The following is a 24,941-nucleotide window of genomic DNA, read 5'->3' as shown; positions in this document are numbered from 1 at the left end:
CGACAGACCAATGGAGCTGCCATGATTCGAAGCATGACTGCCTTTGCGCGCCAGGACACACAGGGTGACTGGGGAACGCTGACTTGCGAGATTCGCACCGTGAATCATCGTTACCTGGAGCCGTCGTTCCGTTTACCGGAAGCGCTGCGGGAGCTTGAGAATGCCTTTCGTGAGCAGCTGCGTAACCAGCTCAAACGGGGCAAAGTGGACGTGTCGATGCGCCTGCAGACGGCAGAAAGCGCCGCGCAGAACTTCGAGGTCAGCGACGACATGGCCCGTGCCGTCAACGAGGCGGCCAACCACGTCAACCGGATTCTGGACAACCCTGCCCACATCAACGCCCTTGATGTCTTGCGCTGGCCCGGCGTGCTGTCGGTGAAAGAGCTGGATTACAGCCCCGCTCGCGATGCCGCGGCGGAACTCTTCGAGCGCACCGTAGCTGATCTGGTCACCGTTCGGGAGCGGGAAGGCGAGCGTCTGCGGCCGCTGTTCGAGGACCGGCTTGAGGCCATGGGGCAGCGGGTCGAGGAAGTGCGTGAGCTGATGCCGGAGTTAGTCAAAGCTCAGGAGCAACAGCTCAGGGATCGCTTCGAAAAAGCCCGGGTCGAACTGGATCCTGAGCGGGTGGCGCAGGAAATGGTGATGCTGGCCCAGAAAAGCGATGTGACTGAGGAGCTGGATCGCCTGGATGCCCACATCTCCGAGGTGTCTGACACCCTGACGTCCGGCGACGCCATCGGCCGTCGTCTGGATTTCCTGATGCAGGAGCTGAATCGCGAGGCCAACACCCTCAGCAGCAAAAGTATCGATGCCCGGGTGACCCGGGTGGCGGTGGATCTCAAGGTGCTGATCGAGCAGATGCGGGAGCAGGTGCAGAACCTGGAGTAAGGGATTTCCGCATCGTGTATAATTTCTCCCCTTGTTATTGCGGCCGCGGTTTGTGATCGGTGACGTGTCGCGAAAATCAGACAGATCCGGAGTGTTGTGCGCCATGAGCCAGGCAGTTGAACAGGGTACCCTCTACGTGATTTCCGCCCCGTCCGGGGCCGGCAAGACCAGCCTGGTGGCTGGGATGCTGCGCAACGACGGCAGGCTGGGCGTGTCGGTGTCTCATACCACCCGCCCGATGCGCGAGGGTGAGCAGCACGGGGTCAACTATCATTTCGTCAGCCGGGACGAGTTCGAGGCCATGATCGGCCGTGGCGACTTCCTTGAGCACGCGGATGTGTTTGGCAATTATTACGGCACGTCCCAGGTCTGGGTGCGGGAAACACTGGCGACAGGTCAGGATGTGATCCTCGAGATCGACTGGCAGGGCGCCGAGCAGGTGCGCCGGTTGATTCCCGAGTGTGTTGGCATCTTTATTGTGCCGCCGTCCGCGGAGGTGCTGCGTGAACGCCTCACCGGTCGCGGTACCGACGCGCCGGAGGTGGTGGAGCGCCGGCTGGCGGAGGCCACCGATGAATGCAGCCATGCGGTGGAGTTCGACTACCTCGTGGTCAATGACAACTTCGACGTGGCCCTGGCGGACCTGCTGGCGATTGTTCGTGGCCAGCGTTTGCGCATGACCGCCCAGCAGGCTCGTCACGCGGTGTTGCTGTCCCGGCTATCCAGCCGCGGCTGAACCGTTTTCCGCTGTATACAAAGCGGGCTGGTCGCAGTAAACTACGCGGTCTGCTAGATCAGTCATCTTATTTTGTCGGGGAAGTTATGGCACGAGTTACCGTTGAAGATTGTCTTGAACACGTCGATAACCGTTTTCAACTGGTTATGCTGGCTACCAAACGCGCCCGCCAGATTGCCACCAAGGGCTTCGAGCCTATGGTCGCCGAAGAGAATGACAAGCCCACCGTCATTGCTTTGCGCGAAATTGCTGAAGGCAAGGTCAGTCGCAGCCTGCTGACCGAAGACGACGACGAGTAAGTTGTCGGGCAGGTCGGGTCGGTAGAAACACCTGCCTCCCTGCCACAAGCATTGAAATCTGTCCCCGCGGTTTTATAGTGTAACGGTAAGGCGTGGGTAGACGGACAGCGGAAGGACCCGGATGCGTGCATTCGGGTTTTTTTGTTCCTGGTTCATGAACGGACGTTGGAGGCGCGGTGTCGGCAGAGGCGACGGTTGAAGGGCTGGCGAAAGAGCTCAGCTCCTATCTCGATACGCATCGGATCAATCAGGTGCGACGGGCCTATTATTACGCCGAACAAGCCCACGAAGGCCAGATGCGCCGCAGTGGCGACCGCTACATCACCCATCCTCTTGCCGTTGCTCACATTCTTGCCGATCTGAAGCTGGACCATCAGAGCCTGATGGCCGCCATGCTCCACGATGTGATCGAGGACACGGGTATCCCCAAGGATGCGCTGTCTGACCAGTTCGGTGACGACGTCGCGGAGCTGGTCGACGGTGTGAGCAAACTCACTCAGATCGAGTTCCGTTCCCGTGCTGAGGCCCAGGCCGAGAATTTCCAGAAAATGACTCTGGCCATGGCCCGGGACATCCGCGTGATTCTGGTGAAACTCGCAGACCGCCTGCACAACATGCGCACCCTGGGGCCCATGCCCTATGAGAAGCGCCAGCGGATTGCCAACGAGACTCTCGACATCTACGCCCCCATCGCCAACCGGCTCGGCATGCACTCCATCTGCACGGAGCTGGAGGATCTGGGTTTTGCCTCCCTGTACCCCATGCGTTCCCGCTACATTTCCAAGGCGGTGGAAAAGCTGCGGGGCAGTCACCGGGAAATCATTGACGAGATCCGCGGCAAGCTGCAGGAAAAGCTGGAAGAGCGAGGTATGCCCGGGCGGATTCTAGGGCGCGAGAAGCACCTGAACAGCATCTACAACAAGATGAAGTTCAAGCAGAAGTCGTTCCACGAAATCATGGACGTGTACGCCTTCCGCATCATCACCGACACGGAAGACGACTGTTATCGTATCCTCGGCGCCGTGCACAGCCTTTACAAGCCATTGCCGGGGCGGTTCAAAGACTACATCGCCATGCCCAAGGCCAATGGCTACCAGTCTCTGCACACCACACTGTTCGGCATGCATGTGAACATCGAGATCCAGATCCGCACCGAGGAAATGGAGCACATCGCCAATAACGGCATTGCCGCCCACTGGATGTACAAGAACGAGCCGTCCAGTGTGACCAGCGTGAACCAGTCGCGGGTGGATCGCTGGGTGAAGGGTCTGATGGAAATGCGGGAGCGCGCAGACGACTCCCTGGAATTCATCGAGCACGTGAAGGTCGACTTGTTCCCGGATGAGATCTACGTGTTCACCCCCAAGGGCAAGATCATGGAATTGCCCAGCGGTGCCACACCAGTGGACTTCGCCTACGCCATCCACACCGACATCGGCAACGCCACGGTGGCCTGTCGGGTCAACCGCAACCTGGGCTCCCTGAGCCAGCCGCTGCAGAGCGGGCAGACCGTGGAAGTCATTACCGCCCCCGGCGCCCGCCCCAATCCGGCCTGGCTGAGTTTTGTGGTCACCGGCAAGGCCCGCAGCAGCATTCGTCATGTGCTGAAGAACCAGAAACGGGCCGAATCCCTGGAGTTGGGCAAGGCGCTGCTGAAGAAGTCCCTCAAAGGTTTCGGTACCAGCCTTTCGAAAATCGGCGAGAGCCAGGTCGAGGCGGTGGTCCGCCACAATCAGGTCAGCAGCCTGGACGATCTGGTGAGCGAAATCGGCCTCGGTAACCGCATGGCCTATCTGGTGGCGCGCCAGCTGGTCAGCGGTGCGGAAGTGGATGCAGACACCGCGCCCCAGGTGCCGTCGGAAGGCAGTCCGGTCACCATCCGCGGAACAGAGGGCTTGCTGGTGCGTTTCGCCAGTTGCTGCAAGCCGATCCCCGGCGACCCGGTGGTGGGTGTGATGGATTCCGGCAAAGGCATGATGATTCACTCCGATACCTGCTCCCGTCTGCCGGACGATAACGATGGCGGCGCGCGCCTGACCCACCTCAAGTGGGCGAAGGATATTACCGATGAATTTTCTGTGGAACTGCGGGTGGAGCTCGAGCGCCAGCGCGGCGTGATTGCCGAAGTGGCCAACGCCGTGGCCATGGCCGACGGCAACATCGAGCGCATCAACGTCGAGGAACAGAACGCCCGGCTCGGAGTGGTCAGCCTGGTGGTTCATGTCAATGGTCGCCGGCACCTTGCACGGGTCATGCGGCGTATCCGCAATATCCGCGCAGTGACTCACATCAACCGGGTACGCCATTAATCCGGGGGCAGGCGATTCGCTGGTTGACAGGCCGCGCTCCGAGGGGAGACGATTGGCCTTTTGGAAGAAAGGAACCCAAAGGTCATGACCAACAAATCAATCATCCAGACTGAGAATGCACCTCAGGCGATCGGTACCTATTCCCAGGCAGTCAAGGCTGGAGATACTGTGTATCTGTCTGGCCAGATTCCTCTGGTGCCGGAAACCATGGAAGTGGTCGCCGGTGATTTTGCCGCCAAGACCCGTCAGGTGTTCGAGAACCTGAAAGCGGTCTGTGAGGCGGGTGGCGGTGAGCTGAAAGACATCGTCAAGCTCAACATCTACATGACTGACCTGGCCAACTTCGCCACCGTCAACGAAATCATGGCGACCTATTTTCAGGAGCCTTATCCCGCGCGCGCGGCGGTCGGCGTCGCGGCACTGCCCAAAGGTGTCCCCATCGAGATGGAAGCGGTTATGGTGTTGAGCTGATCGCGATCATTTCCCGGTAACCGACCCGGAAATCCGGATAGCGGAAGCGAAAACCGCTCTCCAGCAAGCGCTGATTGCTGCACCGCTTGCTCCCTGCGCGCCCGCCTTTGCGGGCGTTTTCCGTTGGCGGTGCGCACGGCACCTGCTGCCGCACCCAGGCAACCACCTCATCCAGCCGCACCGGCTCGCAATCACTGGCCACGTAGCAGTCTTCCACAGGTTCCCCTGCCAGAGACTGGTGGGTCAGGTGGGCGATTGCCGCCGCTGCGTCGACCTCGTGAATACGGTTGCTGAACGGGGCCGGACTGGCCGGGTCCATGCCGCCGGCAATGACTTCCTCCAAAAAACGTTGGCGGCTGGGCCCGTAGATGCCGCTGAAACGAACCACGGTGGCAGGAAAGCCGCTGCCAAGCGCCGTTCGCTCGCCGGTGACAATGGTTTGCCCGCTGAATCGCGCCGGCTCTGCCGGGCTGTGTTCGTCAACCCAGGAATCGTCGTTCTGGGCGTACACGCTGGTGCTGCTGATGAAGATCAGACGCTTCAGGGGTTGGTCCTGCAGCGCGTCCAGCAGGTTCTGAAGGCCGGTAACGTAGGCATTGCGGTAGCCCTGTTCATCGTAACTGGCGGGTGTCAGGCAGTAGATCACTACATCCAGATCTTCGGGGAGCACCCGGGTGACCTGCTCGGGGCGGGTCAGGTCGGCCTTGAGAGGGCGAATGCCCGACGGCACCTCGGCAGGGTTCCGGCGCAGGCCGAACACCTCGGCGCGGTCCGTCAACAGCGTGGCAATGGCGCCCCCGAGCTTGCCGCAACCCGCCACCAGAATTCGTGGAAGTTTATTGCTTTCAGTGATTGCCATAGACAATTTCAATCCTTATGCTTTGGCTTATCAAGACAGAGCGCGATGATTGCCCCTCTGCCCTGGACGAATTCTGACCGGAGCTCACCATGACTCTCACTGAGTTACGATACGTTGTTACCCTCGCACGGGAAAGGCATTTTGGCCGCGCCGCGGAGCGCTGTCACGTCAGTCAGCCGACCCTGAGTGTGGCCGTAAAAAAGCTGGAGGACGAGCTGGGCATTCCGCTGTTTGAGCGCAGCAAGAGCAGTATCCGGGTGACCGAAACCGGCCAACGGATTATCGAACAGGCGCAGCGGGTGCTGGATCAGGTGGGCGTGATCAAGGACATGGCTCAGGATGGCAAGAACCAGCTCAATTCGCCCCTGAGAGTTGGCGCCATCTACACCATCGGCCCCTATCTGTTCCCACATCTGTTGCCGGAACTGCGCCGCGCGGCGCCGGACATGCCGCTGTTCATCGAGGAGAATTATACCGCCAGCCTGCGCCAGAAACTGCGCCACTCGGACCTGGATGCCATCATCATTGCCCTGCCGTTCGAGGAACCGGAGGTGGTGACCCTTCCGCTGTATGACGAGCCGTTTGTGGTATTGCTGCCTGCCGGTCATCCGTTGACCGAGAAAGAGAGCCTGACGGCGGAGGAACTGGCCAGGGAACAACTGCTGTTGCTGGGCCCCGGACACTGCTTCCGCGATCAGGTGCTTGAATCCTGCCCGCCTCTGGTCGATGCGGTGACCCGCAACGCCAGTGCAGCAGCACCGGCACTGGTCACTGAGGGCAGTTCCCTGGAAACCATTCGGCATATGGTGGCCTCTGGCCTCGGTATCACAGTGCTGCCGTTGTCTGCGGCTACGGCCATGCAGTACCACGAAGACATTCTGGCGGTGCGGCCGTTTGCGGCTCCGGTGCCTTTCCGCACCGTGGCGCTGGCGTGGCGGGTGACCTTCCCCCGCCCGAAAGCCATTGATGTGTTGTCGCTGGCGGCCAGCCAGTGTCGCGTCATCGAGAAGGCGAAAACCGATACCCCCGCGGCGGCCACGGACACCTGAGGTCGCTCATGACGTCACTGGACGACATCCCGGTCACCGCATTGAAGGGCGTAGGAAGCGCCCTGGCGGACCGGTTGGCAAAACTGGGGATTCAATCCCTGCAGGATCTACTGTTTCATTTGCCCCATCGTTATGAAGATCGTACCCGGATAGTGCCCATGGGCAATCTGCGCATTGGCGATGTCGGTGTGGTGGAAGGGGAGGTGGTCAAAACCGATCTGGTAATGGGGCGCCGCCGCAGCCTGCAGGTGACCCTGAAAGACCAGAGCGGGTTTCTGGTGATGCGTTTTTTCCATTTTAATGCCGCCCAGAAAAACCAGCTGACCGAGGGTGCTCGGGTGCGTTGTTTCGGAGAAGTTCGCCCGGGTCGTGCCGGATACGAGTTCTATCACCCGGAATACCAGACCGACCCGCCGCCGATGCCTGCGGAAGGGCAGGCGACGCTGACGCCGGTCTACCCCCTGACCGAGGGCATTCAGCAGCCGCGGGTCCGATCCCTGTGCCAGCAGGCACTGACTTACCTGAAACGCTACCCCATTCATGACTGGTTGCCGCCGGGGTTGCTGGCGGATTATCAGCTACCGGGTATAACCGAAGCGGTGGAGCTGGTGCACGCGCCCCCGGCCACGGCACCGGTGCATCTGCTGATGGAAGGCCGGCATCCGGCGCAGCAACGCCTGGTGATGGAGGAGTTGCTCGCCCACCAGCTCAGCCTGCTGCAGGTGCGCGAACAGATCCAGGCGCGCCAGGCCCTGCCGCTGCTGCCCACCGGTGATCTGGTGGACCAGTTTCTGGAAGAACTGCCCTTTCGCCTGACCGGGGCCCAGCAGCAGGTGGTGCGTGACATTCGCCAGGATCTCAGCCAGCCATTGCCGATGTTGCGGCTGGTGCAGGGGGACGTGGGATCCGGCAAGACGGTGGTGGCCGCGCTTGCCGCACTACAGGCGATCGGGGCCGGCGCCCAGGTGGCATTGATGGCGCCAACGGAGATACTGGCGGAACAGCATTACCAGAATTTCTGCAGCTGGCTGGAGCCTCTGGGTATCCGTCTGGCGTGGTTGTCCGGCAAGGTCAAGGGCAAGGCCCGTCGTGAAGCACTGGAGCAGGTCGGCAGCGGTGAGGCCCGTGTAGCCATCGGCACCCACGCGCTGTTTCAGGACGAGGTGGTGTTCAACCGTCTGGCGCTGGTGATTGTGGACGAGCAGCACCGTTTCGGGGTTCATCAGCGCCTGGCGTTGCGGGAAAAAGGCGTAGGCGGCACCCTGGCACCCCACCAGTTGATCATGACGGCTACGCCAATTCCCCGCACCCTCGCCATGAGTGCTTACGCCGATCTCGATACCTCGGTGATTGACGAACTGCCCCCCGGCCGTAAGCCGATCGAGACCGTGACCATTCCGGACAGTCGCCGGGAAGACGTGATCGGGCGGGTGCGCAATGCCTGCCGGGAGGGGCGTCAGGCCTATTGGGTGTGCACCCTGATCGAGGAATCCGAAGCGCTGCAGTGTCAGGCGGCAGAGGTGACCGCGCAGGAACTCACCGAGCGCCTGCCGGACCTGTCCGTGGGGCTGGTTCACGGTCGCCTGAAGGCGGCAGAAAAAGCCGCAATCATGGCGCAGTTCAAGAATGGTGAGCTGGATTTGCTGGTGGCGACTACAGTGATAGAGGTGGGGGTGGACGTGCCCAACGCTTCGCTGATCATCATCGAGAACCCCGAGCGGCTGGGGCTGGCCCAGTTGCATCAGTTGCGGGGCCGGGTGGGGCGGGGCGAGCAGGCCAGTTTCTGCGTGCTGATGTATCACCCGCCGCTATCGCAGAACGGCAAGGCCCGCCTGCAGGCGCTGCGGGACAGCCAGGATGGCTTTTTCATCGCCGAGAAAGACCTCGAGATCCGTGGTCCGGGTGAAGTGCTGGGCACCCGCCAGACTGGCATGATGCAGTTCCGTCTGGCGGACTTCGAGCGGGACAAGGGCTGGATCGAGCCGGTTCGTGCCATGGCGCCGTCATTGATGGCAGATTCGCAACGGGTCAATGGTCTGGTGCGTCGCTGGTTGGGTGAGAGGGTCCGGTATGGTGACGTTTAGCGGTAGCCGCGCGCAGGAACGCAGGATTAACCCGGGTTAGATCAAAACCCCGGGTGTTTTACTGCCGTATACTGAAGAAACGACCATCCTGCCCTGCGTGGGCACCTTATTGTGTTTTGGAGAGGCTTATGGAATTACCTGTTGTGGTCCGGCAGGCACTGGGTGAAACCGCGGGGGAGGTGTCTCTGCGGGATGTCAGCCAGGCCCGTAACGACCAGCTGCTGAGAATGGTGTTGCTCAGTGACGAACAGGGAAACCTTCAGGCGGTCTGCCGGCAGGATGATCTGCTTGATATCAATGCCCTCAATCAGCAGCTGGGGCGGGATCTTCAGGTCATGAAACGCCGTGATCAGGTACGAGCGCAGGAACGTGCCGGGCTGGCCGAGCTGCCGGCGTTGCCGTCACTGACCGGCTGGCCCAGCGTGGTGGACGAGCGGGTGGACAGCCTGCAGGCCGTGGCGCTGTCGCTCGGCGCACAAAATCTGGCCATGGTCATGCCCGCTGCAGATTTCCGTGCGTTAACGGCCAATGCCGAGCGGGCTGCCTTTGCCGTTGTGCCGGAGACCATTGCCGTTAATCTGGATCGTCCCGAACGGGATCGGGACCAGCTTCATTCAGCCATCAAGAAGTTCACCGGCCTGCGGATACAGCAACGGCTGGAAGATACCCTGGAGCTGCCACCCCTGCCGGAAACGGCTCAGCGGATTATTCATCTGCGGGTCAATCCCAACGCTGTGATGGGCGACCTGGTGGATATTGTGGAGAGTGATCCGAGCCTTGCCGCCCAGGTGGTCAGCTGGGCGTCATCCTCTTTTTACGCCGCGGCGGGGCAGGTCAAATCCGTTCACGACGCGGTTTCCCGCGTGCTGGGTTTTGATCTGGTGATGAATCTGGCCATGGGGCTGGCGCTGGGGCGCGCCCTGAAACAGCCTCAGGATCACCCTGAGGGGTATGTGGATTACTGGCAGCAAGCCATCTGGCAGGCCCAGTCAGCCGGTATTCTGGCCAGCATGATGCCCCGCACTGAGCGCCCGGCCTTTGGCCTGGCCTATCTCGCCGGGCTGCTTCACAACTTCGGCTATCTGGTGCTCGCCCAGGTCTTTCCGCCACACTTCAAGCTGGTGTGCCGATTGCTGGAAGTGAATCCCGGCATGGACTCGTCGGTGACCGAACATTACCTGCTCGGCATTACCCGTGAGCAGATTGCGGCGGAACTGATGCAGAACTGGGGGATGCCGGACGAAGTGACCCTGGCCATCCGCTACCAGAAGAACCCCGGCTACGATGGCCCTCACAGCGTCTACGGCAAATTGCTGTGGCTGGGGCGCCAGTTGCTGGCCACGCGGGGTGTGGCCATTGGCGCCGGCGAGGAGGTATCGCCGGCCTTCTACGCATCGCTGGGACTGGACAAGACCAGAGTGGAGGAGCAATTCGACGAGCTGGTCAATAACAAGGCCAGTATCATGGCCATGGCCGGCATGATGACCTCCTGATTCGACGTTTTCGCAACCCGAACCCGCAAAAAAGCCGGCCCTTAGGCCGGCAAGCTCACCCGCTTGTTGCAGAGTCGTCCAAACTTTTCAGGAGAAAACAACGCAAGGTGTCCGCAGAGAATGGTTCGGGCCACCTTGTCTTTAAATCTAGCTCATGAAGTCGGAAATAAAAGTCAACCCTTCCGCCAGAATGACCCTGATCAACGTGTCACATTTTTTTCATATCGGAATGCGTTGATTTCCAATACTAAATGGCGCGATCCCCGGCCTTTTCTGTTACAAAAAATTACAATCAGGTCTGGAAACAGCCAGTTGGACACTTCGTGAACAGGCGCTTCCTCAGAAGGCGTGCTGTCGGAGCGCGGTGGCGGCGCGGCGGATGGTGTCCGCATGCTGTTTTTCCAGGGCCAGCCGCTCCTGATCCATCTTTTCAATGAAGCGGGTGTCGGTGGCCTGTCGCGCCCGGTGGGTGGGCATGTGCTGCAGCTGGTCGGATATTTCCCGGAAGATACGGTAGGGTGACCGCTCCAGCAGCTCCGGCGCCACGTGATCCAGCAGGCCCTTGAGGCGCAGGCAGGCCTCCGAGTACTCCACCTGATCCTCTTCTACCGCCATGGCGATTACCTGAATGCTTTCGACCATGGATTGTCTGCGTTTTTCGCGGAACGCACGGTTCTTGTCATCCCGCCGCCGGCTCAGGCTGAGCAGCCGGCTCTGGCGCACAATGAAGGCAATCAGGGTCGCGATTGCCAGCAGACCCGCGATGATCAGTGTCCATTGCAGCCACAGGGGCATGGGTAACTCCTTTTGCGTCAGGCGCGTTTACGCTGACGTTCCGCACGCCAGACTTTAACCTTCACTTTCTGTCCATTGAGTACGGAGGTACCCACCAGCGGATCAGTCTGTTGGTCGCTGAGCACATCATTGATACTGGCGCCCGCATGGGCGGCGGCCACGGTCTGGCCAGTGCCTTCGCGGTGGTGACCCCACCCATGGGGCACCGAGACCACCCCCGGCATGATGTCTTCGGTAATCTCCACCGTCAGTACAATATTTCCTTTGACCTCTGGCGCCTGGGAGGTGACCTCCGCCGAGTCCCCGGCCTGCAGGCCACAGCGGGCGGCATCTTTCGGATGAATCATCAGAGTGCAGCGGTCCTTGCCTTTCACCAGTCGCTGGCTGTTGTGCATCCAGGAATTGTTGCTGCGCACGTGACGACGGCCAATCATCAGCAAGTCCTTGCTGACCGGGCTGGCCAGCAGGGCGTGCAGGCGATCCAGATCCTGCAGATAGCGCCGTGGTCCCAGGTTGACCTTGCCATCCCGGGTAAACAGGCGTTCCGGCATGCAGGGGCGCAGGGCGCCGAGATCCACACCGCTGGGATTGTCGCGCAGTGCCCTCAGTGACAGCCCTTTGGGCAGGTCCTGCCAATGGCGGTTCAGCGGGCTGAGTTTGGCCAACCCCTGCAACGGATGACGCTTGGGCAGGATGTCCATCACCAGATCGATGGCCGGTTGCACCAGGCCGCGAGCCGGCCCGATATCCGCGCCGTAAGGGCCGGAGCGCAGCAACAGATCCAGAAGAGTGTCGGGCCCGATCTGCTTGAATGCCCGCCAGCCCAGCTCCGCGCGCAGCGGCAGTCGACCGCCCTTGCGGTTTCTCTCCAGACGGTGCGCCAGCTCCAGCAGGATTTGCCAGTCATGGCGGGTATCCTCGCCGGCATCGAACAGGGCATCGCTGTATTTGGCAACGTTGCGCACCGCGAACATGCTGAAAATCAGGTCGTAATGGCTACGCTCAAGTGCCGCGGTCGGTGGCAGGATTACATCGGCATGGCGGGTGGTCTCGTTCAGGTAGTAATCCACCGAGACCATGAAGTCCATGCCCTCCAGCGCCTGATCCAATCGACCGCCATTGGGGTTGGACAGCACCGGGTTACCGGCCACGGTCACGAACGCCTTGATCTGGCCCTCGCCCGGAGTGAGCATTTCGTCGGCCATAGTACTGGCCGGGTACTCACCGGCAAATTCCGGCAGCTTTTTTACCCGGCTGAAGCGGTTACCGAAATGCCCCTGCTGGCCCGACAGGCCGCCCAGGGCGATCAGATCGATGGCCGGCTGGGTGAACATCATGCCGCCGGTGGCATCGAGCTTGCCGGTGAGAATGTTCAGGCAATAGGCCAGCCAGGTCGCAACGCCACCGAACGCCTGGGTGCTGGTCCCCATGCGGGTATACAGAGCGGCTTTGCGGGTGTTGGCGAGCTGGCGCGCCAGTTCCCGAATGTCGTCGGCACCCAGGCCGGTGTGTTCGCTGACCGCTTCCGGCGTAAAGGCCAGGGACGCCAGGCGCAGCAGATCCACATCCTTGGTCCAGTGTTCCGCATGGCCCAGGTTCACCAGGTTTTCATCAAACAGGGTATGCACCATGGCCATCAGCAACAGGGCATCGGTGCCCGGGCGGATGAAGTGGAACTCGTCCGCCAGCTTGCCGGTTTCGGTGCGCCGCGGATCCACCACGACCATCTTGCCGCCACGGCTTTTCAAGGCTTTCAGCCGGCCGCGCACGTCCGGCACCGTCATCAGGCTGCCATTGGAGGCCATCGGATTGGCGCCAATGCAGATGAACAGGTCGGTGCGGTCGATGTCCGGGATCGGGAACAGGATCTGGTGCCCGAACATGTCGAGGCTGGCCAACATGTGGGGCAGCTGATCGTTGGAGGTGGCGGAGAACCGGTTCTGACTGCCGATGGCCCGCAGAAACGGCATGGTGGCAATCAGCGAGCCGTGGTTGTGCACGTTGGGGTTGCCCAGGTACACGCCAATGCTGTTGCGGCCATGTTCCTTGCGCACCCGGTGCAGGCGGTCGGCCACCAGATCGAAGGCTTCGTCCCACTCCATTTCCTGCCAGCCGCTGGCGGTGCGGCGAACCGGTTTCTTCAGGCGGTCCGGATCTTCGTGCAAATCCTGCAGGGCTATGGCTTTGGGGCAGATATGCCCATGGCTTAACGGATCCTCCTCATCGCCTTTGATCGAGGTGATGTGGCCGTCCTGAACCTCGATGGCAACGCCGCACATGGCTTCGCAGAGGTGGCAGGTACGATAGTGGGTTCCGTTTTCCATGGTTTCGCTCTCCAGGTGATTGTTGTTATCTGACTGTCGTAAGCACAGGCCTGTGGGTACGGGGTTCGGAATTCAGTAGTTGGTTTCAACAGGCAACCAGATTAGCAGGAAATGGTGCCGAGGGGAAAAGTCCGAACCGGCAGAAACCCCACGAAAAAGGCCAGCCCGAAGGCTGGCCTGAAATGCGGGTGAGGTCCGCAGGTTAGTACTCTTCCGGGATCTCCTTGATCGGATTCGAGATGAAGTTGAGGTTGATGCCGCCCGCAGGGATAACGAGCGGAATATTGATCACCGCATCACTGTCTCCTCCGCTAAGAAGGTTCGCGAGGAGCTCAGTGATAGTACCGACAACCGGCACGCCGACCTTGACCTCAACGGAAAGTGCGACTTCGTTGAGATTTTGCTCCGTAATTTGCATGCGTCCATCATCGAAGAACTTGACCGGTCCGTCGAGACTCACAGGGACCTTCAGGCTATACAGGTTGTGCTCCAGCAAGGTTCCACCGTCCGGTAGTGCGAGATTTGGTGCGTCCAGACTCAGTTCGGTTGTCGTCCGGAACCGGGGGCCATTCTCGCCCTCGAAGACCACGCCTTCGACGAGGCCCAGCGGGTTGTCTTCGGTCGGTTCGGCATAGACCAACCGCAGGACCTGGGGGCCCGTGACTTGTTCACCAAAACCCGTCAGGAAAACACTGGCGGATGTTGTCGGCAGCATAGTGGGGTAAAGCAGGATCCTGACGCCGATCTCGTTGCCGTTGTCATCAAGTTCAGGACCGACCACCTCAACGTTGAGGCCGAAGGTTTGGTAGATGAACTTGTTTTCGGGGCAGGATTCGCTCGCGGGACAGCCAACGCTGGCCTGAAGCAGGCCGGGCAGGCCCAGTACCGTAGCTGCCTGGCCAACCACTTCCAGTTTCGCTGCATTTTCTGAAGGTAAGAACCCGCCTTCGCCGTCCGATGGATGATTGAACGGCTCCAGACAGTCGGTGCCGCCAAGTTCCGGGCAGTCGACCACGTAGTTGGAGTTAGTGTCCCTGACAGGCAGGTTCCGCAGTGGCGTGAATACCATGCTGGTGGATTCCACCCCGCGGAAGAAGATCTGCATATCCGGTCCGCCGACCCTCTCCGGATCGATCAGCAGGTCGGTCTTGAACGCCAGGCCGTTTTCGCCGCAGATGAAGTTGTCTGACGCACCATCGGTACATACGCCTTGATCACTTGAACTCATCGTGTAGCGATAGAAACCGCCGACTTCCCAGGGTTCATCCGGGAAGAAGCGGATGCGTTGGTTGTTTTTCTCCAGGCGGCCACTGACCGAGCTTTCCACTGCGCCACTGGCGTCCACCTTTTCGACGGTAAACGTCTCATCAAGCCGAATGGAATCGAGGTTCATCGACTGAGAGAAGACCACAACAATAGGGCGGTCTTTCGGCATGGTCGACAGCGGCAGTACCTGACCCAGAGGACCATCGGGCGCAGCGTCTGCACACTGGCCGTGGGTGCCTGCATTCAGATCGACCGGGGTATCCTCCTGATCGACGTAGCAGGGGAAACCCGGAAACGTGGTCAGCGCGACCGGTGACCGTTGCGTAACTTCGTTTTCCGCACCGATGTCCGGCAACCGGAACGTCAGGGCCGGCACGTTGGCGGCGTTACCCGAGGTGTCGGTCACGCCGTTGACGGTTACGGTGTAATCAACGCCGTGCTCGAGACCACCGGTCGGGTTGATGACCAGCACGGTACCGTCCACTTTGGTTCTGAGACCGGCCACATCGCCCTCGCTGGTGGAGAGTGTGACGTTGCCCGGCACTGAGTCGTGGTCCAGCGGCTCATCAAAGTTCAGTACTACCGGGTCACCCGGGCGCTGCATGTCCTGCCGCGTCGGCGGGAAGGCATCTACGGGCCCGGGTACCCAGCTCACCAGCGTCGGGCCGGTCAGGTCTTCCAGCTCATCGTCGCGTTGATCGGCAGCGTCGAGCTGTGAGGTGGCGTCTGTGTCCGCCTGAATCCGGAAGGCAATGGTGGAGTCTGTGAGCTCCTGTCCCAGCAGATTGGGCTCCACGATGCCGATGGCGTCGATGGTCAGAACGCCATCCTCCACCAGGGCGATACCCGTCAGTTCAACGCCGAGGAGGTCCTGGGACAGCGACGCGTTGGGCTGGGCCGCCTCGGTGTTCATGGAGACGTCCATGAACAGGCGAACGTGGCGCGGGGCACTTTGGTCATCGGTGTACGGATTGGGCGAGAGATAACCGGTGGCATCGGAGATCATAATGACCTTGATGTCGCCGGTCTGCTGAATGGCGCCTGTGGCCTCGTCAATGATCGGCACGAGGCCATTAACGCGGACCGCCAGATTGCTACTGCTCAGCAAGCTGCCTTTCGGCACGCGCAGCGGAAGTGGCTCGTCCGCCTCGAAGCCCGGCGCAAACGCCAATTCCGCGAACAGCCCGCCGGTTTGTTGCGAGGTGTCCGTCGTACCCTGCAGTACGGAGTTGAGGACAATACCGTTGACCACCTGCCCGTTCAGTTTGGATTTGCTGGCTTCCTGGGTGGTGTCGCCTGCGTTCAGGCCGGAATCAATGACTTCCTGGAACAGAACCACTCGGGGGCCGGTGTCGCGGGGCGTAATTTGCTGACTGAAGCTTTCCACGACGCCACCGTTGATGCCGGGCAGGTTGCGCACAGAGACGGTGTAAGTTTCGCCGGGAGTCAGGAAGTCGTCGTCCCGACCGCAGAGTTCCGGTGTGCCCGGAACGCACGGATCGATCGTGACCAGTCGACCCTTGACCAGAACAATCGCTGGCACCGTTTCGCCGTTGCTGTCGGTGATTTCAATCACGCCGCCCCGTTCTTTCCATTCCGGATGAACCGGGTGAGTGAGACGAAGCCGGAATGTGGAAATGTCCATCGGACGGAACACGGCGTCGGGCGCCGGAATCATCTCGGCGACCTTGAAGCTCTCATCGGTGTTGTCCAGACCGGCAATGCCGGTCAGCCCGCCGCGAGTGGAGAACTGGATGCCCTCGGGCCCCTCCGCGTTGGGCGTGCCAATAATCCGGTTGCCCTCGGCGAGCAGACCCTCGGCAAACTCGATGTTGTACTCGGTGCCGGGTTCGAGCTCACGCTGGGGCGACAGTTTGAGGCTGCGGTTGCCGTCGACACCTTCAACGGTGAACGGCACCGCGGTTTCGCCCGCGGTCACGCGGATCTTGCTGGTCAGGTCGTCATCGGACACGGCGTGGGAAAAGCGCAGCACCAGGTCGGCCTTTGGGCTGACCTCACGCTGACCATCCGCCGGATAGGAGTAGACCACTGAGCCCTGAGTGCGTGGCTCGTTGATTTCCTGTCCATCCCCGCCGCCACAGGCGGCGAGGATGGCTGCGGGTAACAGTGCCAGTGTATTTTTGTAGTTCATGGCAAGCCTCTCCTCAGAACTTCAGGGTGATCGAACCACTGACGACGTGGATGTCGCCGTCGGCGGTCGCCTGCTGTTCGTTGCCGTCAAAGTCGACGATGGTGAAATCCCGCTCTTGCAGTTGCTGGTACTGATAGCCAAGGTCCAGGCGAACCGGATAGGCCAGCAGACGTGTGCGGCTATAGGTGGCGCTGAGGCCCAGGCCGACCACAATTTTGTCCGTGTCCAAATAGTTCAGCTCAGGGTTGCGGGTAGTTTTGAGCGGAGATTCCTCATAGGCCACACCGCCACGCAATGCGAAATGCTGGCCGAACTCGTATTCTGCGCCAATCCGGGGTATCAGCACGTCATCAAAGCGGATGCGGGCAGCGGCACTGACACTTTGCTGGTCGCGAATGGTGTCGCGGCTGAATTCGTCTTCCAGTTCCGACCAGTTCTGTTGCTCAATGCTGCCACCAATACGCCAGCCGTCACCACGGTACTGAGTGCCGAAGGAGAAGGTTTCCGGCTGGAAAGAGTCAATCGTGGCCACTGCCAGGCTCAGACCGGGATCCGGAATGGTCTGAGTGACGATGATATTGGAGTTAACAGAGGTAGACGCTGCTGACTTGGTGCGGTAGCTGAGAGCGGATTCCCAGCCGTCCAGGAAGCAGCTGCTGTCGGGGCAGAACGTTTCGCCCCACTTGATGGTAGTGCCGAGAATGGACTTCAGCGAGGGCTCAGCATTGACGGACAGTCGCTCGCGGGTGGTTTCGCCACCCAGCGTAGAGACGGCGTCCAGCTGCGCCACAGCTTCAAGTGTTACCCGCGCAGAGAAACCAACAGAGATGCCCCGCCAAAGCGGCGTTGCACCACCCACGTTCAGAAACAGCGGCTCCTTGCCATACTGAAGGAATTCTCCGGTTTCTGAGGTCTCAGATGAAAATGCCAGCAGCTCCTTGCCATACTTTTCCACACCGACAATGAAACCCAGGTAAATCGGGTGATTGAATCGCGTGAGGGAGCCAAGGTTGGTTTTCAAACCGAGCAGCAGGTGTTGACTGGGTGAATCTGAGACGATGTCACCATCGGCATCCGAACGACTGGAGCGCAGCTCCTGTTCAGAGTGCAGAATGCCGCCTGTCAGTTCCCCACGTTCATCTGCGGTCAAATAGGACGGGTTGTAATAGGTGACAGAAACCTGGTCGTTAAACATGGACAGTGCCTGTGCCGTGGCGACGTCCACAGGCATCACGCCGTAGGCAGTGCCGAGGTTGCCCATGCTGGCTGAGGCGGTGGTTGCAAGTCCTGCTGAAGAGGTGGCGATGGCAAGCGTAAGCGCCCGTACTACGAAACGGTGAGAACCGGACATGAATCTGACTCCTGTTATTTTTGTCTTTCATGTTCACGTGACTCAGGCCAGGGCCGGGTCACATTTATTGGGTATTGGTACAACTGTTTCAGAGTGTAGTCGCCTTGTCTTTTTGGGACGTTGGCCTCAATGACAGGGAATGTCGTCTAAAAGATCACCTGTAGAGTGCCCTTACAGGATTGACCAGTCTCTGATTTAGCGCGAGGCCTGAACAGACAGGGTTTGTAGGGAAAGTGTCAGGGAGTGCGACACTTTGTTGCTGTTCAGCACCCAAGGGCCGGGCGGCTCTCGGGTGCTGAACGGTTTCGGACTGTCAGTTCTGGGTGTACGGAGAGATGTAGTTCAGACGCAGTTTGCCGGCGGGAATTTCCAGATGAATGCGGGTGTTCGCATCGATCGCGGAGTTCGCTATGCCCTCACACAGCCAGCTGAAAAGAACGCTGCCGCAGATACCGCTGGTATTCGCGGATGTGATGTTGATCTGACCTGTGACTTCGACATCGATCGGAACCGGGTTCAGATTTTCCAGGGCAATCTGCATCCTGCCATCGTCCAGAAAGGTAATGGGGCCCCTGAGTTCAAGGCCATTGATCGGGTAGCTCCTGAGATTGTGGCTAAGGTTGGCCGGCCCTATGCTCGGATTCAGGAAGGGCGCGTCGAGGTAAACGTCCAGTGTTGTAGCAAAGGTCAGCTCCCCGTTGTCGTTCGTGAGGATCTTGCCGCCAGGTGGCACAGGGTTTCCCTGCTCATTTTCGACGTAGCGAATGCGCATCAGCATCGGACCCGTGGCGATTTCTTCATTTTTCTCCAGATCCACGCTCAGCACGAAATCGGGAAACAGATCGACGAAGCTGGTATCAATGAATGCCCAGACGCTGTTGGACGTCGTGGCGAGAATGGAGGGCAGGATATCGACTGGTATGCTGCCATCCTCGTCTGTGTCACCCGCAACAAGCGTGTCCAGCATGGCAGACAGGTAGATAAACTGACTCTGCTCGCAGTTCAGCCCAACGGCGCAGCCAATATTTGCACCCTGCACCAGGGTTTCGTCATTGATGGCGCTAACGCCGGCCGCCCGCAGCCCGGCCGCGTTTGCGACACTTTCACCCGAAACGGAGCCAGCCTCCAGCCCGGACTGGTAATCCAGGTCGGCATTGGCGTCCGCTGCTGGCAGGTTGCGCAGGGGCAGGGCAACACGATCCGTCTGGGGTGCGGCTCCGGTGAAGTAGTTCACCATGGGCTCGCCGCCAAATGTGCGGTTATTCTGATTGCGCGTCCCCTGGGTCAGTATCTCGGTTTGCAGTGGCAGTCCGGATTGCGATCGCAGTGGGGTATTGGCGTTCAGTGTGTAGCGGTAGAGTGTACCCTCGGTCCAGCCCAGCACCGGCGTTACGGTCAGATGCCGCGGACCGGTGTCGACCACGTAATCTGAGGTCGGCACAGGCATCCAGCTGCCATTCTGAAAGGACTCAAACGTCAGAGAATTGCCCACGGAAATGCTGGCCGGGTCCATGTTCTGGGAAAAACGCACCGAGACTGGCCTGTTGTTCGGGTGCGCGGGGATTGGCAAAACGTCATCGGAGCTCTTGCCGCCAGCGCATCGGCCCTGGTACCCGCTGGCGGTGTTCACCGCCGCTTTGGTGCAGGGGAAGCCCGGCAGGGTGGTCAGCGCAATCGGAGACTGTGCCGCTGATGTGCCCTCCAGGGTTGGAGGCAGCACAAAATCAAGTTGGGGAGCGGCCACTGCGTGGCCGGCCAGATCGGTCATGTCGTCAAGCACCAGGCTGTAGTCTGCATCATGCTCCAGCGGGAGGGCGGGCGTAACCACCAGTGCTGAGCCATTCAATGACTGTGAGGCCGTCTGTTCAACCCCATCCCTATACAGTTTTACAGAGGCGGCGGTCACCGAGCCGGGCAGAAGCGGTTCGGAAAAATACACGATAACCGGGTCACCGGGGCGCATCTTGTGCTGATTGTCCTCACCGGGCACCCAGCTCTTGATGGTTGGCGCGTCGTTGTCGGCAAAACTCGCCTCTGGCGGTGCGTCGTCCGGGTTGCGGTAGCCCTCCAGCCGGAATGAGATAAGCCCGGAGGCGACGTCAACGCCCATCACGTCCGGCTCGATCACACCCACGGCCTCAATGGTCAGAGTGCCGTTTTCCACCAGCGCGGTTCCGACCAGATGCACGTGCATCAGCTGTTGCCCGAGGGCGGCGTTGGCAATTGTGTTCTCTGTATTCAGGGCCATATCGATGTAGAGCTCGACCAGTCGTGGCGAGTTCTCGTTGTCGGTGTAGGGGTTGCTCATCAGGAACCCGTCGGCATCGGACAGGAAGCGCACCTGGATGGCTTCGGAGGAGAAGCCGGCCGGCAGTTCTCCCGCGACGTTTACCACGACATCCGACCCGGTCATCAGTGCGCCTCGATCAATGCGCAGGGGCACGCTTTGTCCGGCCTTATCGAATTTGGGAATAAAGCCCAGTTCGGCGAAAACGGTCCCGGTTGCCGTCGTGGCGTTGTTGCTGCCGAGCAGCAGCGAGCTGAGTTTTACCGAATTGTAGGTCTCGTTGGAGAGCGCGAGCTTGCCGGTATCGGTTGTGGCTTTCTGCGCCATGCGCTCACGCTCGCCATTTGGCGAGGTGGAATCCAGCGGACGGAACGTCCAGGGTGCCTCGGGCGGAAGCTCCAGGCGTGCTTCGGCGATGGTGCTGCGAATGCCGGTGGTCAGGCTGATGGTATAGGTCTGAGCCGGATCCAGGTCTTCCTCCGGATCTACGGTCACGCGATGGCCCTGAAGGTACATTTGTGCGGGCACCGGTTCGCCATCAGTATTTAACAGGCTGATGGTTTCGCCATATCGAAGAGAGCTCTCATCCACCGGCTCGGTAAACTGAATGCGCAGCACCGACATGTCTGTGACCGGGTAGATATCATCTCCCGTTGGAATGAAGCGGGCGACCCGGAAGCCGTTGCCCTCGGTGCGATCCAGTAGCGGGCCGCTGTTGGCGGGGGCGGTGGTAAACGAGATTCCGCCACCGGGCAATTCGATGTCTCCAATGCTGGTGGAGAGCCCCTGATTGGTCAGGGTGTATCGTGTGCCGGGCCTCAATGGTTCCACAGGGCGTGCGGCAATGCCGCGCTGTCCGCTGGTCATGGTGACGTCGGTCAGGGGGACCACATCGCCCTGATCACTCTGCAACTGCAGCATGTCTGGCGCCAGCTCGCTCTCGTCCATGCTCAGTTCGCGGGTGAAGCGCATGAACACTGGCGCCGTCACCGGCACAGCTGCCTGATTCGCAGAAGGGTAGCTGAAATAGAGTTCACCGGCTGAGCGATCCGTGTCGCGGATTGACTGCTTGTCTCCACCGCATCCAGCGAGGCCTGCCACCGTCAATGCGAGGGTGAGAAGCGCCTTGCAGGAGGAGTGGGTAAGTTGAGACGGGGATGGGTGCTTGCAGCCGCGGGAGCGGTACATCATGACAATACTCCATTATTGTTGTGGGTCGTTGCAGCGTTCTCTGCCGCAGGATCTGTTGTGGAGATGGTAGGCCTGAGCATTGGGGCAAAGGTGTGGCTTGGTTGACGCCTCCGCTGTCTGAGTAAGGTCAACCTGACCTGTAGCCAGCATGGTTACGCGCTTTGCAATAATTATCGAGAACAGTGTGTTATGGTTCATGTTGTAAAAGTGTGACGCAGTTAACACTCCTCTCCGGCAAATCCTACTCTGTATAAATTGCTGACATCCGTTTGCTCTGCCTCGAGTCCCGCAGGATATCGGGGTAGCGATCGCGCGCGCCGCCATTGTGTTTTCACGAACTGTCGAAGTTTCTTACAGTTATTGGTCCGCTCCCCGGTGACAAAACGGCTGAGCCCCCGCTAACCCCCTGTTTTGCCTATTCGGAAATATGTTGGCTCGGCCTATGCTTCCCTTCAATAAGAAGTCATTTCCAGGTTACGTGACAAACCGCGGTTGGAACCCTGACTGTCAGGAGTGATACGGGCAAATAGGGAATGTCTGTTTGAACGCTGATCATTAACAGGCAATGTGTGGAAAATGGAGAGACCCAAATGAAAACGTTCTCAAAATCCTTGGTACTGGTGGCGGCTGCGTCGTTTGCGGGTGCCGCATGGGGAAACCTGATCGGGGGCGTTGATGTCGGGGATCTGGATCCTTTGACAGCTCAGACCGGAAGCTTGTCCCCCTGTGGTCCGGGCAGCAGCGAAGCGGCAGAGGCGTGCTGGATTGGAAGCGTGGTGGGAGCAGGCGTAACCTATAACGAAAAGACCGAGACGGTGTCCTACCAGATGGTTGATGGCAGTTCCTCGCTCATCGGATTCCAGCTCACGAGTGCAAGCGAGTATTTCATGATCAAGAACGCCACCTGGTGGGGGCTGTTCCAGAACAACGCGGATCTTAACTGGGCGGTCATCGATACCAGCCTGTTGAATGCTGGCTTCAACCTCCCGTCTGAAGATTTCGAAATCAGTCACGTTGCCACCGTTGGTGATGTGGCAGAGGTGCCGGAGCCGGGTTCCCTGGCGCTGATTGGCCTTGGCCTGCTGGCACTGGGCATCCGCAGCCGCTGGAACAAAACCCGTAGCTGAGCATCAGGCCGTCGACCGACGGTTTACAGGAGTTATGCAGGAGCGCCTCTGAGTTCAGGGGCGTTTTTGTGTCTGGAGTGGTGGGCCCACCTGGACTCGAACCAGGGACCAAAGGATTATGAGTCCTCTGCTCTAACCAACTGAGCTATAGGCCCTTGCGCAGCGAAAGCTGTTCAGGAAGTGCGGTGCTGAACCCGGGCGGGAACAGCAAAGCGGGCGACATTATACCGGTGAGGTGTGGCGCCCGCTACTGTTGTGGTGCTTCTTATCCGTTGCCCTGATCGTCAATAAAGCCACGCAGGTGATCGGAGCGGGAAGGGTGCCGCAGCTTGCGTAGCGCCTTGGCTTCGATCTGACGGATACGCTCCCGGGTGACGTCGAACTGTTTACCGACTTCTTCCAGAGTGTGGTCGGTGTTCATCTCGATGCCAAAGCGCATGCGCAGGACTTTCGATTCGCGGGCGGTGAGGCCGGCGAGTACCGAGCGAGTGGCTTCGCGCAGACCCTCGGCGGTGGCAGAATCCACCGGAGACAGGGCCTGGATGTCTTCGATGAAATCGCCCAGGTGGCTGTCTTCATCGTCACCGATCGGTGTTTCCATGGAGATCGGCTCTTTGGCGATCTTCAGCACCTTACGGATCTTGTCTTCCGGCATCTCCATGCGCTCACCCAGCTCTTCCGGTGTGGGCTCGCGGCCCATCTCCTGCAGCATCTGGCGGGAGATGCGGTTGAGCTTGTTGATGGTCTCAATCATGTGCACCGGAATACGGATGGTGCGGGCCTGATCCGCGATGGAGCGGGTGATGGCCTGACGAATCCACCAGGTGGCGTAGGTAGAGAACTTGTAGCCGCGGCGGTATTCGAACTTGTCTACCGCCTTCATCAGGCCGATGTTGCCCTCCTGGATCAGGTCCAGGAACTGCAGGCCGCGATTGGTGTATTTCTTGGCAATGGAAATAACCAGACGCAGGTTGGCCTCGACCATTTCTTTCTTGGCGCGACGGGCCTTGGCTTCCCCAATGGACACCCGGCGGTTGATTTCCTTGATGTCGGCCACGTCCAGATCCACTTCGGTCTGGATATTGGCAATCCGCTTCTGCAGGCGAACGATTTCGTCAATGCGCTCGCTCACGGCGGCGGCGTAGGGCTTCTTGCTCTTGCCGATTTTCTCGGCCCAGTCGTGGCTGGTCTCGTTGCCGGGGAAAGACTTGATGAAGTCCTTGCGCGGCATTTTGCTTTCCTTGACGCAGATCTGCATGATCGCGCGCTCGTTTTCGCGCACCAGATCGTTGGTCGAGCGAACCACGTTTACCAGTTCTTCAAAGGCTTTGTTAGCCAGCTTGAACGGTGCGAACACCTGGCCCAGTTCGTTCAGGGCAGCCTGAGTTTTCTTGTCACCGCGGCCGTGCTTTTCCAGCGCCTTGTGGGCGGCGTCGAGCTTTTCTTTCAGCAGCTCGAAGCGCAGGCGGGTCTCTTCAGGATCCGGGCCGTTATCGGTTTCTTCTTCGCTGTCGTCATCGTCGTCATCGGAGGAGGAGTCGGAATCAACGCTGCTGTCCGCCGGTGTCTCTTCACCCATGAACGGCTCGGCGTCGTCCGGGTCGAGAAAGCCGGTCACGATGTCGCTGATGCGACCTTCGTTCTCGATGATGCGCTCGTAGGCCTGCAAGACCGTGCCCGCGGTGCCCGGGAAGTGGGCAACGGCGGCCATGACATCACGGATGCCTTCCTCGATGCGTTTGGCGATGACAATTTCGCCCTCGCGGGTCAGCAGTTCAACGGTACCCATTTCCCGCATGTACATGCGGACCGGGTCAGTGGTGCGGCCAGCGTCGGTTTCAACGGCGGCAAGAGCGGCAGCAGCTTCGGCGGCAGCGGCTTCGTCAGCGGTGGAGTCGCCCTCGGTCATGATCAGGGTATCGGCGTCGGGTGTTTCCTCGCACACCTGAATGCCCATGTCGTTGATCATGCGAATGATGTCTTCCACCTGATCCGGATCAGCAATGTCCTCCGGGAGGTGGTCATTTACCTCGGCGTAAGTCAGGTAACCTTGTTCCTTGCCTCTTGCAATGAGGTCTTTCAAACGTGATTTCTGCGAATTGCCTGACATAGACACCCTGTGGACTCGCTGGTAAAAGGAAAAAAGTTAAGCAGCCATTATAGCTGTCGCTCGGTTGCTCTGCCACCGGATGGTTAGATGGTGATCAACGCTTCAAGTTTCAAGTGCAATACGGGGCGAACCCTGTACTTTCCGGTTTTT

Annotated in this window: 16 protein-coding genes and 1 tRNA gene; 9 read left to right on the top strand and 8 right to left on the bottom strand. The window is 59.9% G+C overall.

Going from position 1 to position 24,941, the window contains the following annotated elements; genetic code table 11:
• The first annotated feature begins 21 nt into the window (after positions 1 to 21).
• The 5 genes from R0125_RS09635 to R0125_RS09615 all read left to right on the top strand — a co-directional run bounded on the left by R0125_RS09635 (position 22) and on the right by R0125_RS09615 (position 4,703).
• A complete protein-coding gene (locus R0125_RS09635; RefSeq protein ID WP_317238012.1) occupies positions 22 to 888 on the top strand; it encodes a YicC/YloC family endoribonuclease in 867 nt (288 codons plus the stop codon).
• A 103-nt stretch (positions 889 to 991) separates the two neighbouring features.
• Positions 992 to 1,624 (top strand): guanylate kinase, encoded by a 633-nt coding sequence (gene gmk / locus R0125_RS09630; protein ID WP_317238011.1) that lies wholly within the window; start codon positions 992 to 994, stop codon positions 1,622 to 1,624.
• 86 nt (positions 1,625 to 1,710) lie between these two features.
• Entirely contained in the window at positions 1,711 to 1,923 is a 213-nt protein-coding gene (rpoZ, locus tag R0125_RS09625) for a DNA-directed RNA polymerase subunit omega (protein WP_248185378.1), read from the top strand.
• A 176-nt stretch (positions 1,924 to 2,099) separates the two neighbouring features.
• Positions 2,100 to 4,232: a RelA/SpoT family protein gene (locus tag R0125_RS09620; RefSeq protein ID WP_317238010.1), complete on the top strand. Its 2,133-nt coding sequence runs from the start codon at positions 2,100 to 2,102 to the stop codon at positions 4,230 to 4,232.
• An 84-nt stretch (positions 4,233 to 4,316) separates the two neighbouring features.
• Positions 4,317 to 4,703: a RidA family protein gene (locus R0125_RS09615; protein WP_248185376.1), complete on the top strand. Its 387-nt coding sequence runs from the start codon at positions 4,317 to 4,319 to the stop codon at positions 4,701 to 4,703.
• Here the strand turns inward: R0125_RS09615 and R0125_RS09610 are convergent.
• The gene (locus R0125_RS09610) at positions 4,687 to 5,562 is read right to left on the bottom strand and encodes an NAD-dependent epimerase/dehydratase family protein (protein ID WP_317238009.1); all 876 of its coding nucleotides are present in this window, start codon (positions 5,560 to 5,562) and stop codon (positions 4,687 to 4,689) included. The genes R0125_RS09615 and R0125_RS09610 overlap by 17 nt on opposite strands.
• 89 nt (positions 5,563 to 5,651) lie before the next feature.
• Here R0125_RS09610 and R0125_RS09605 point away from each other — a divergent pair, with 89 nt between their 5' ends.
• The 3 genes from R0125_RS09605 to R0125_RS09595 all read left to right on the top strand — a co-directional run bounded on the left by R0125_RS09605 (position 5,652) and on the right by R0125_RS09595 (position 10,188).
• Positions 5,652 to 6,611 carry a hydrogen peroxide-inducible genes activator gene (locus tag R0125_RS09605; protein WP_248185374.1) on the top strand — a complete coding sequence of 320 codons (960 nt, stop codon included), beginning with the start codon at positions 5,652 to 5,654 and terminating at the stop codon, positions 6,609 to 6,611.
• An 8-nt stretch (positions 6,612 to 6,619) separates the two neighbouring features.
• Complete coding sequence (recG, locus tag R0125_RS09600) at positions 6,620 to 8,695, top strand: ATP-dependent DNA helicase RecG (RefSeq protein ID WP_248185373.1); 2,076 nt, start codon at positions 6,620 to 6,622, stop codon at positions 8,693 to 8,695.
• Positions 8,696 to 8,823: 128 nt separating this feature from the next.
• Complete coding sequence (locus R0125_RS09595; protein ID WP_317238008.1) at positions 8,824 to 10,188, top strand: aminoacyl-tRNA deacylase and HDOD domain-containing protein; 1,365 nt, start codon at positions 8,824 to 8,826, stop codon at positions 10,186 to 10,188.
• 339 nt (positions 10,189 to 10,527) lie between these two features.
• Here the strand turns inward: R0125_RS09595 and R0125_RS09590 are convergent, their stop codons facing one another.
• The 5 genes from R0125_RS09590 to R0125_RS09570 form a co-directional block, all read right to left on the bottom strand.
• On the bottom strand, positions 10,528 to 10,983 hold the full coding sequence (locus tag R0125_RS09590) for a DUF2489 domain-containing protein (protein ID WP_317238007.1): 456 nt from the start codon (positions 10,981 to 10,983) through the stop codon (positions 10,528 to 10,530).
• A 17-nt stretch (positions 10,984 to 11,000) separates the two neighbouring features.
• On the bottom strand, positions 11,001 to 13,307 hold the full coding sequence (locus tag R0125_RS09585; protein WP_317238006.1) for a molybdopterin-dependent oxidoreductase: 2,307 nt from the start codon (positions 13,305 to 13,307) through the stop codon (positions 11,001 to 11,003).
• Positions 13,308 to 13,509: 202 nt separating this feature from the next.
• Positions 13,510 to 16,725: an Ig-like domain-containing protein gene (locus tag R0125_RS09580; RefSeq protein WP_317238005.1), complete on the bottom strand. Its 3,216-nt coding sequence runs from the start codon at positions 16,723 to 16,725 to the stop codon at positions 13,510 to 13,512.
• 13 nt (positions 16,726 to 16,738) lie between these two features.
• Positions 16,739 to 18,076 carry an alkane uptake protein AupA gene (gene aupA, locus R0125_RS09575; RefSeq protein WP_317238004.1) on the bottom strand — a complete coding sequence of 446 codons (1,338 nt, stop codon included), beginning with the start codon at positions 18,074 to 18,076 and terminating at the stop codon, positions 16,739 to 16,741.
• Positions 18,077 to 18,389: 313 nt separating this feature from the next.
• On the bottom strand, positions 18,390 to 21,554 hold the full coding sequence (locus tag R0125_RS09570; RefSeq protein WP_317238003.1) for an Ig-like domain-containing protein: 3,165 nt from the start codon (positions 21,552 to 21,554) through the stop codon (positions 18,390 to 18,392).
• Positions 21,555 to 22,144: 590 nt separating this feature from the next.
• Here R0125_RS09570 and R0125_RS09565 point away from each other — a divergent pair.
• Entirely contained in the window at positions 22,145 to 22,681 is a 537-nt protein-coding gene (locus R0125_RS09565; RefSeq protein ID WP_317238002.1) for a PEP-CTERM sorting domain-containing protein, read from the top strand.
• Between the two features lie 78 nt (positions 22,682 to 22,759).
• Here the strand turns inward: R0125_RS09565 and R0125_RS09560 are convergent.
• Both R0125_RS09560 and rpoD read right to left on the bottom strand, forming a co-directional pair.
• A tRNA-Ile gene (locus R0125_RS09560) sits at positions 22,760 to 22,836 on the bottom strand.
• A gap of 110 nt (positions 22,837 to 22,946) precedes the next feature.
• Positions 22,947 to 24,791: an RNA polymerase sigma factor RpoD gene (rpoD, locus tag R0125_RS09555; protein ID WP_248185365.1), complete on the bottom strand. Its 1,845-nt coding sequence runs from the start codon at positions 24,789 to 24,791 to the stop codon at positions 22,947 to 22,949.
• Positions 24,792 to 24,941: the final 150 nt, after the last annotated feature.

The sequence above is a fragment of the Marinobacter sp. M-5 genome, assembly GCF_032911545.1.
Classification (GTDB): Bacteria; Pseudomonadota; Gammaproteobacteria; order Pseudomonadales; family Oleiphilaceae; genus Marinobacter; species Marinobacter goseongensis.
Note: the sequence above shows the minus strand (reverse complement) of the source record. Positions and strands in the feature narration are given on the sequence as shown.

Excerpts from the sequence above, each read along its gene's own strand:
- R0125_RS09590 (WP_317238007.1), bottom strand. The coding sequence starts at position 10,983 with ATGCCCCTGTGGCTGCAATGGACACTGATCATCGCGGGTCTGCTGGCA.
- R0125_RS09570 (WP_317238003.1), bottom strand. The coding sequence starts at position 21,554 with ATGATGTACCGCTCCCGCGGCTGCAAGCACCCATCCCCGTCTCAACTT.
- rpoD (WP_248185365.1), bottom strand. The coding sequence starts at position 24,791 with ATGTCAGGCAATTCGCAGAAATCACGTTTGAAAGACCTCATTGCAAGA.
- R0125_RS09615 (WP_248185376.1), top strand. The coding sequence starts at position 4,317 with ATGACCAACAAATCAATCATCCAGACTGAGAATGCACCTCAGGCGATC.
- R0125_RS09610 (WP_317238009.1), bottom strand. The coding sequence starts at position 5,562 with ATGGCAATCACTGAAAGCAATAAACTTCCACGAATTCTGGTGGCGGGT.
- R0125_RS09565 (WP_317238002.1), top strand. The coding sequence starts at position 22,145 with ATGAAAACGTTCTCAAAATCCTTGGTACTGGTGGCGGCTGCGTCGTTT.
- rpoZ (WP_248185378.1), top strand. The coding sequence starts at position 1,711 with ATGGCACGAGTTACCGTTGAAGATTGTCTTGAACACGTCGATAACCGT.
- R0125_RS09585 (WP_317238006.1), bottom strand. The coding sequence starts at position 13,307 with ATGGAAAACGGAACCCACTATCGTACCTGCCACCTCTGCGAAGCCATG.
- R0125_RS09595 (WP_317238008.1), top strand. The coding sequence starts at position 8,824 with ATGGAATTACCTGTTGTGGTCCGGCAGGCACTGGGTGAAACCGCGGGG.
- R0125_RS09605 (WP_248185374.1), top strand. The coding sequence starts at position 5,652 with ATGACTCTCACTGAGTTACGATACGTTGTTACCCTCGCACGGGAAAGG.
- R0125_RS09580 (WP_317238005.1), bottom strand. The coding sequence starts at position 16,725 with ATGAACTACAAAAATACACTGGCACTGTTACCCGCAGCCATCCTCGCC.
- recG (WP_248185373.1), top strand. The coding sequence starts at position 6,620 with ATGACGTCACTGGACGACATCCCGGTCACCGCATTGAAGGGCGTAGGA.
- gmk (WP_317238011.1), top strand. The coding sequence starts at position 992 with ATGAGCCAGGCAGTTGAACAGGGTACCCTCTACGTGATTTCCGCCCCG.
- R0125_RS09635 (WP_317238012.1), top strand. The coding sequence starts at position 22 with ATGATTCGAAGCATGACTGCCTTTGCGCGCCAGGACACACAGGGTGAC.
- aupA (WP_317238004.1), bottom strand. The coding sequence starts at position 18,076 with ATGTCCGGTTCTCACCGTTTCGTAGTACGGGCGCTTACGCTTGCCATC.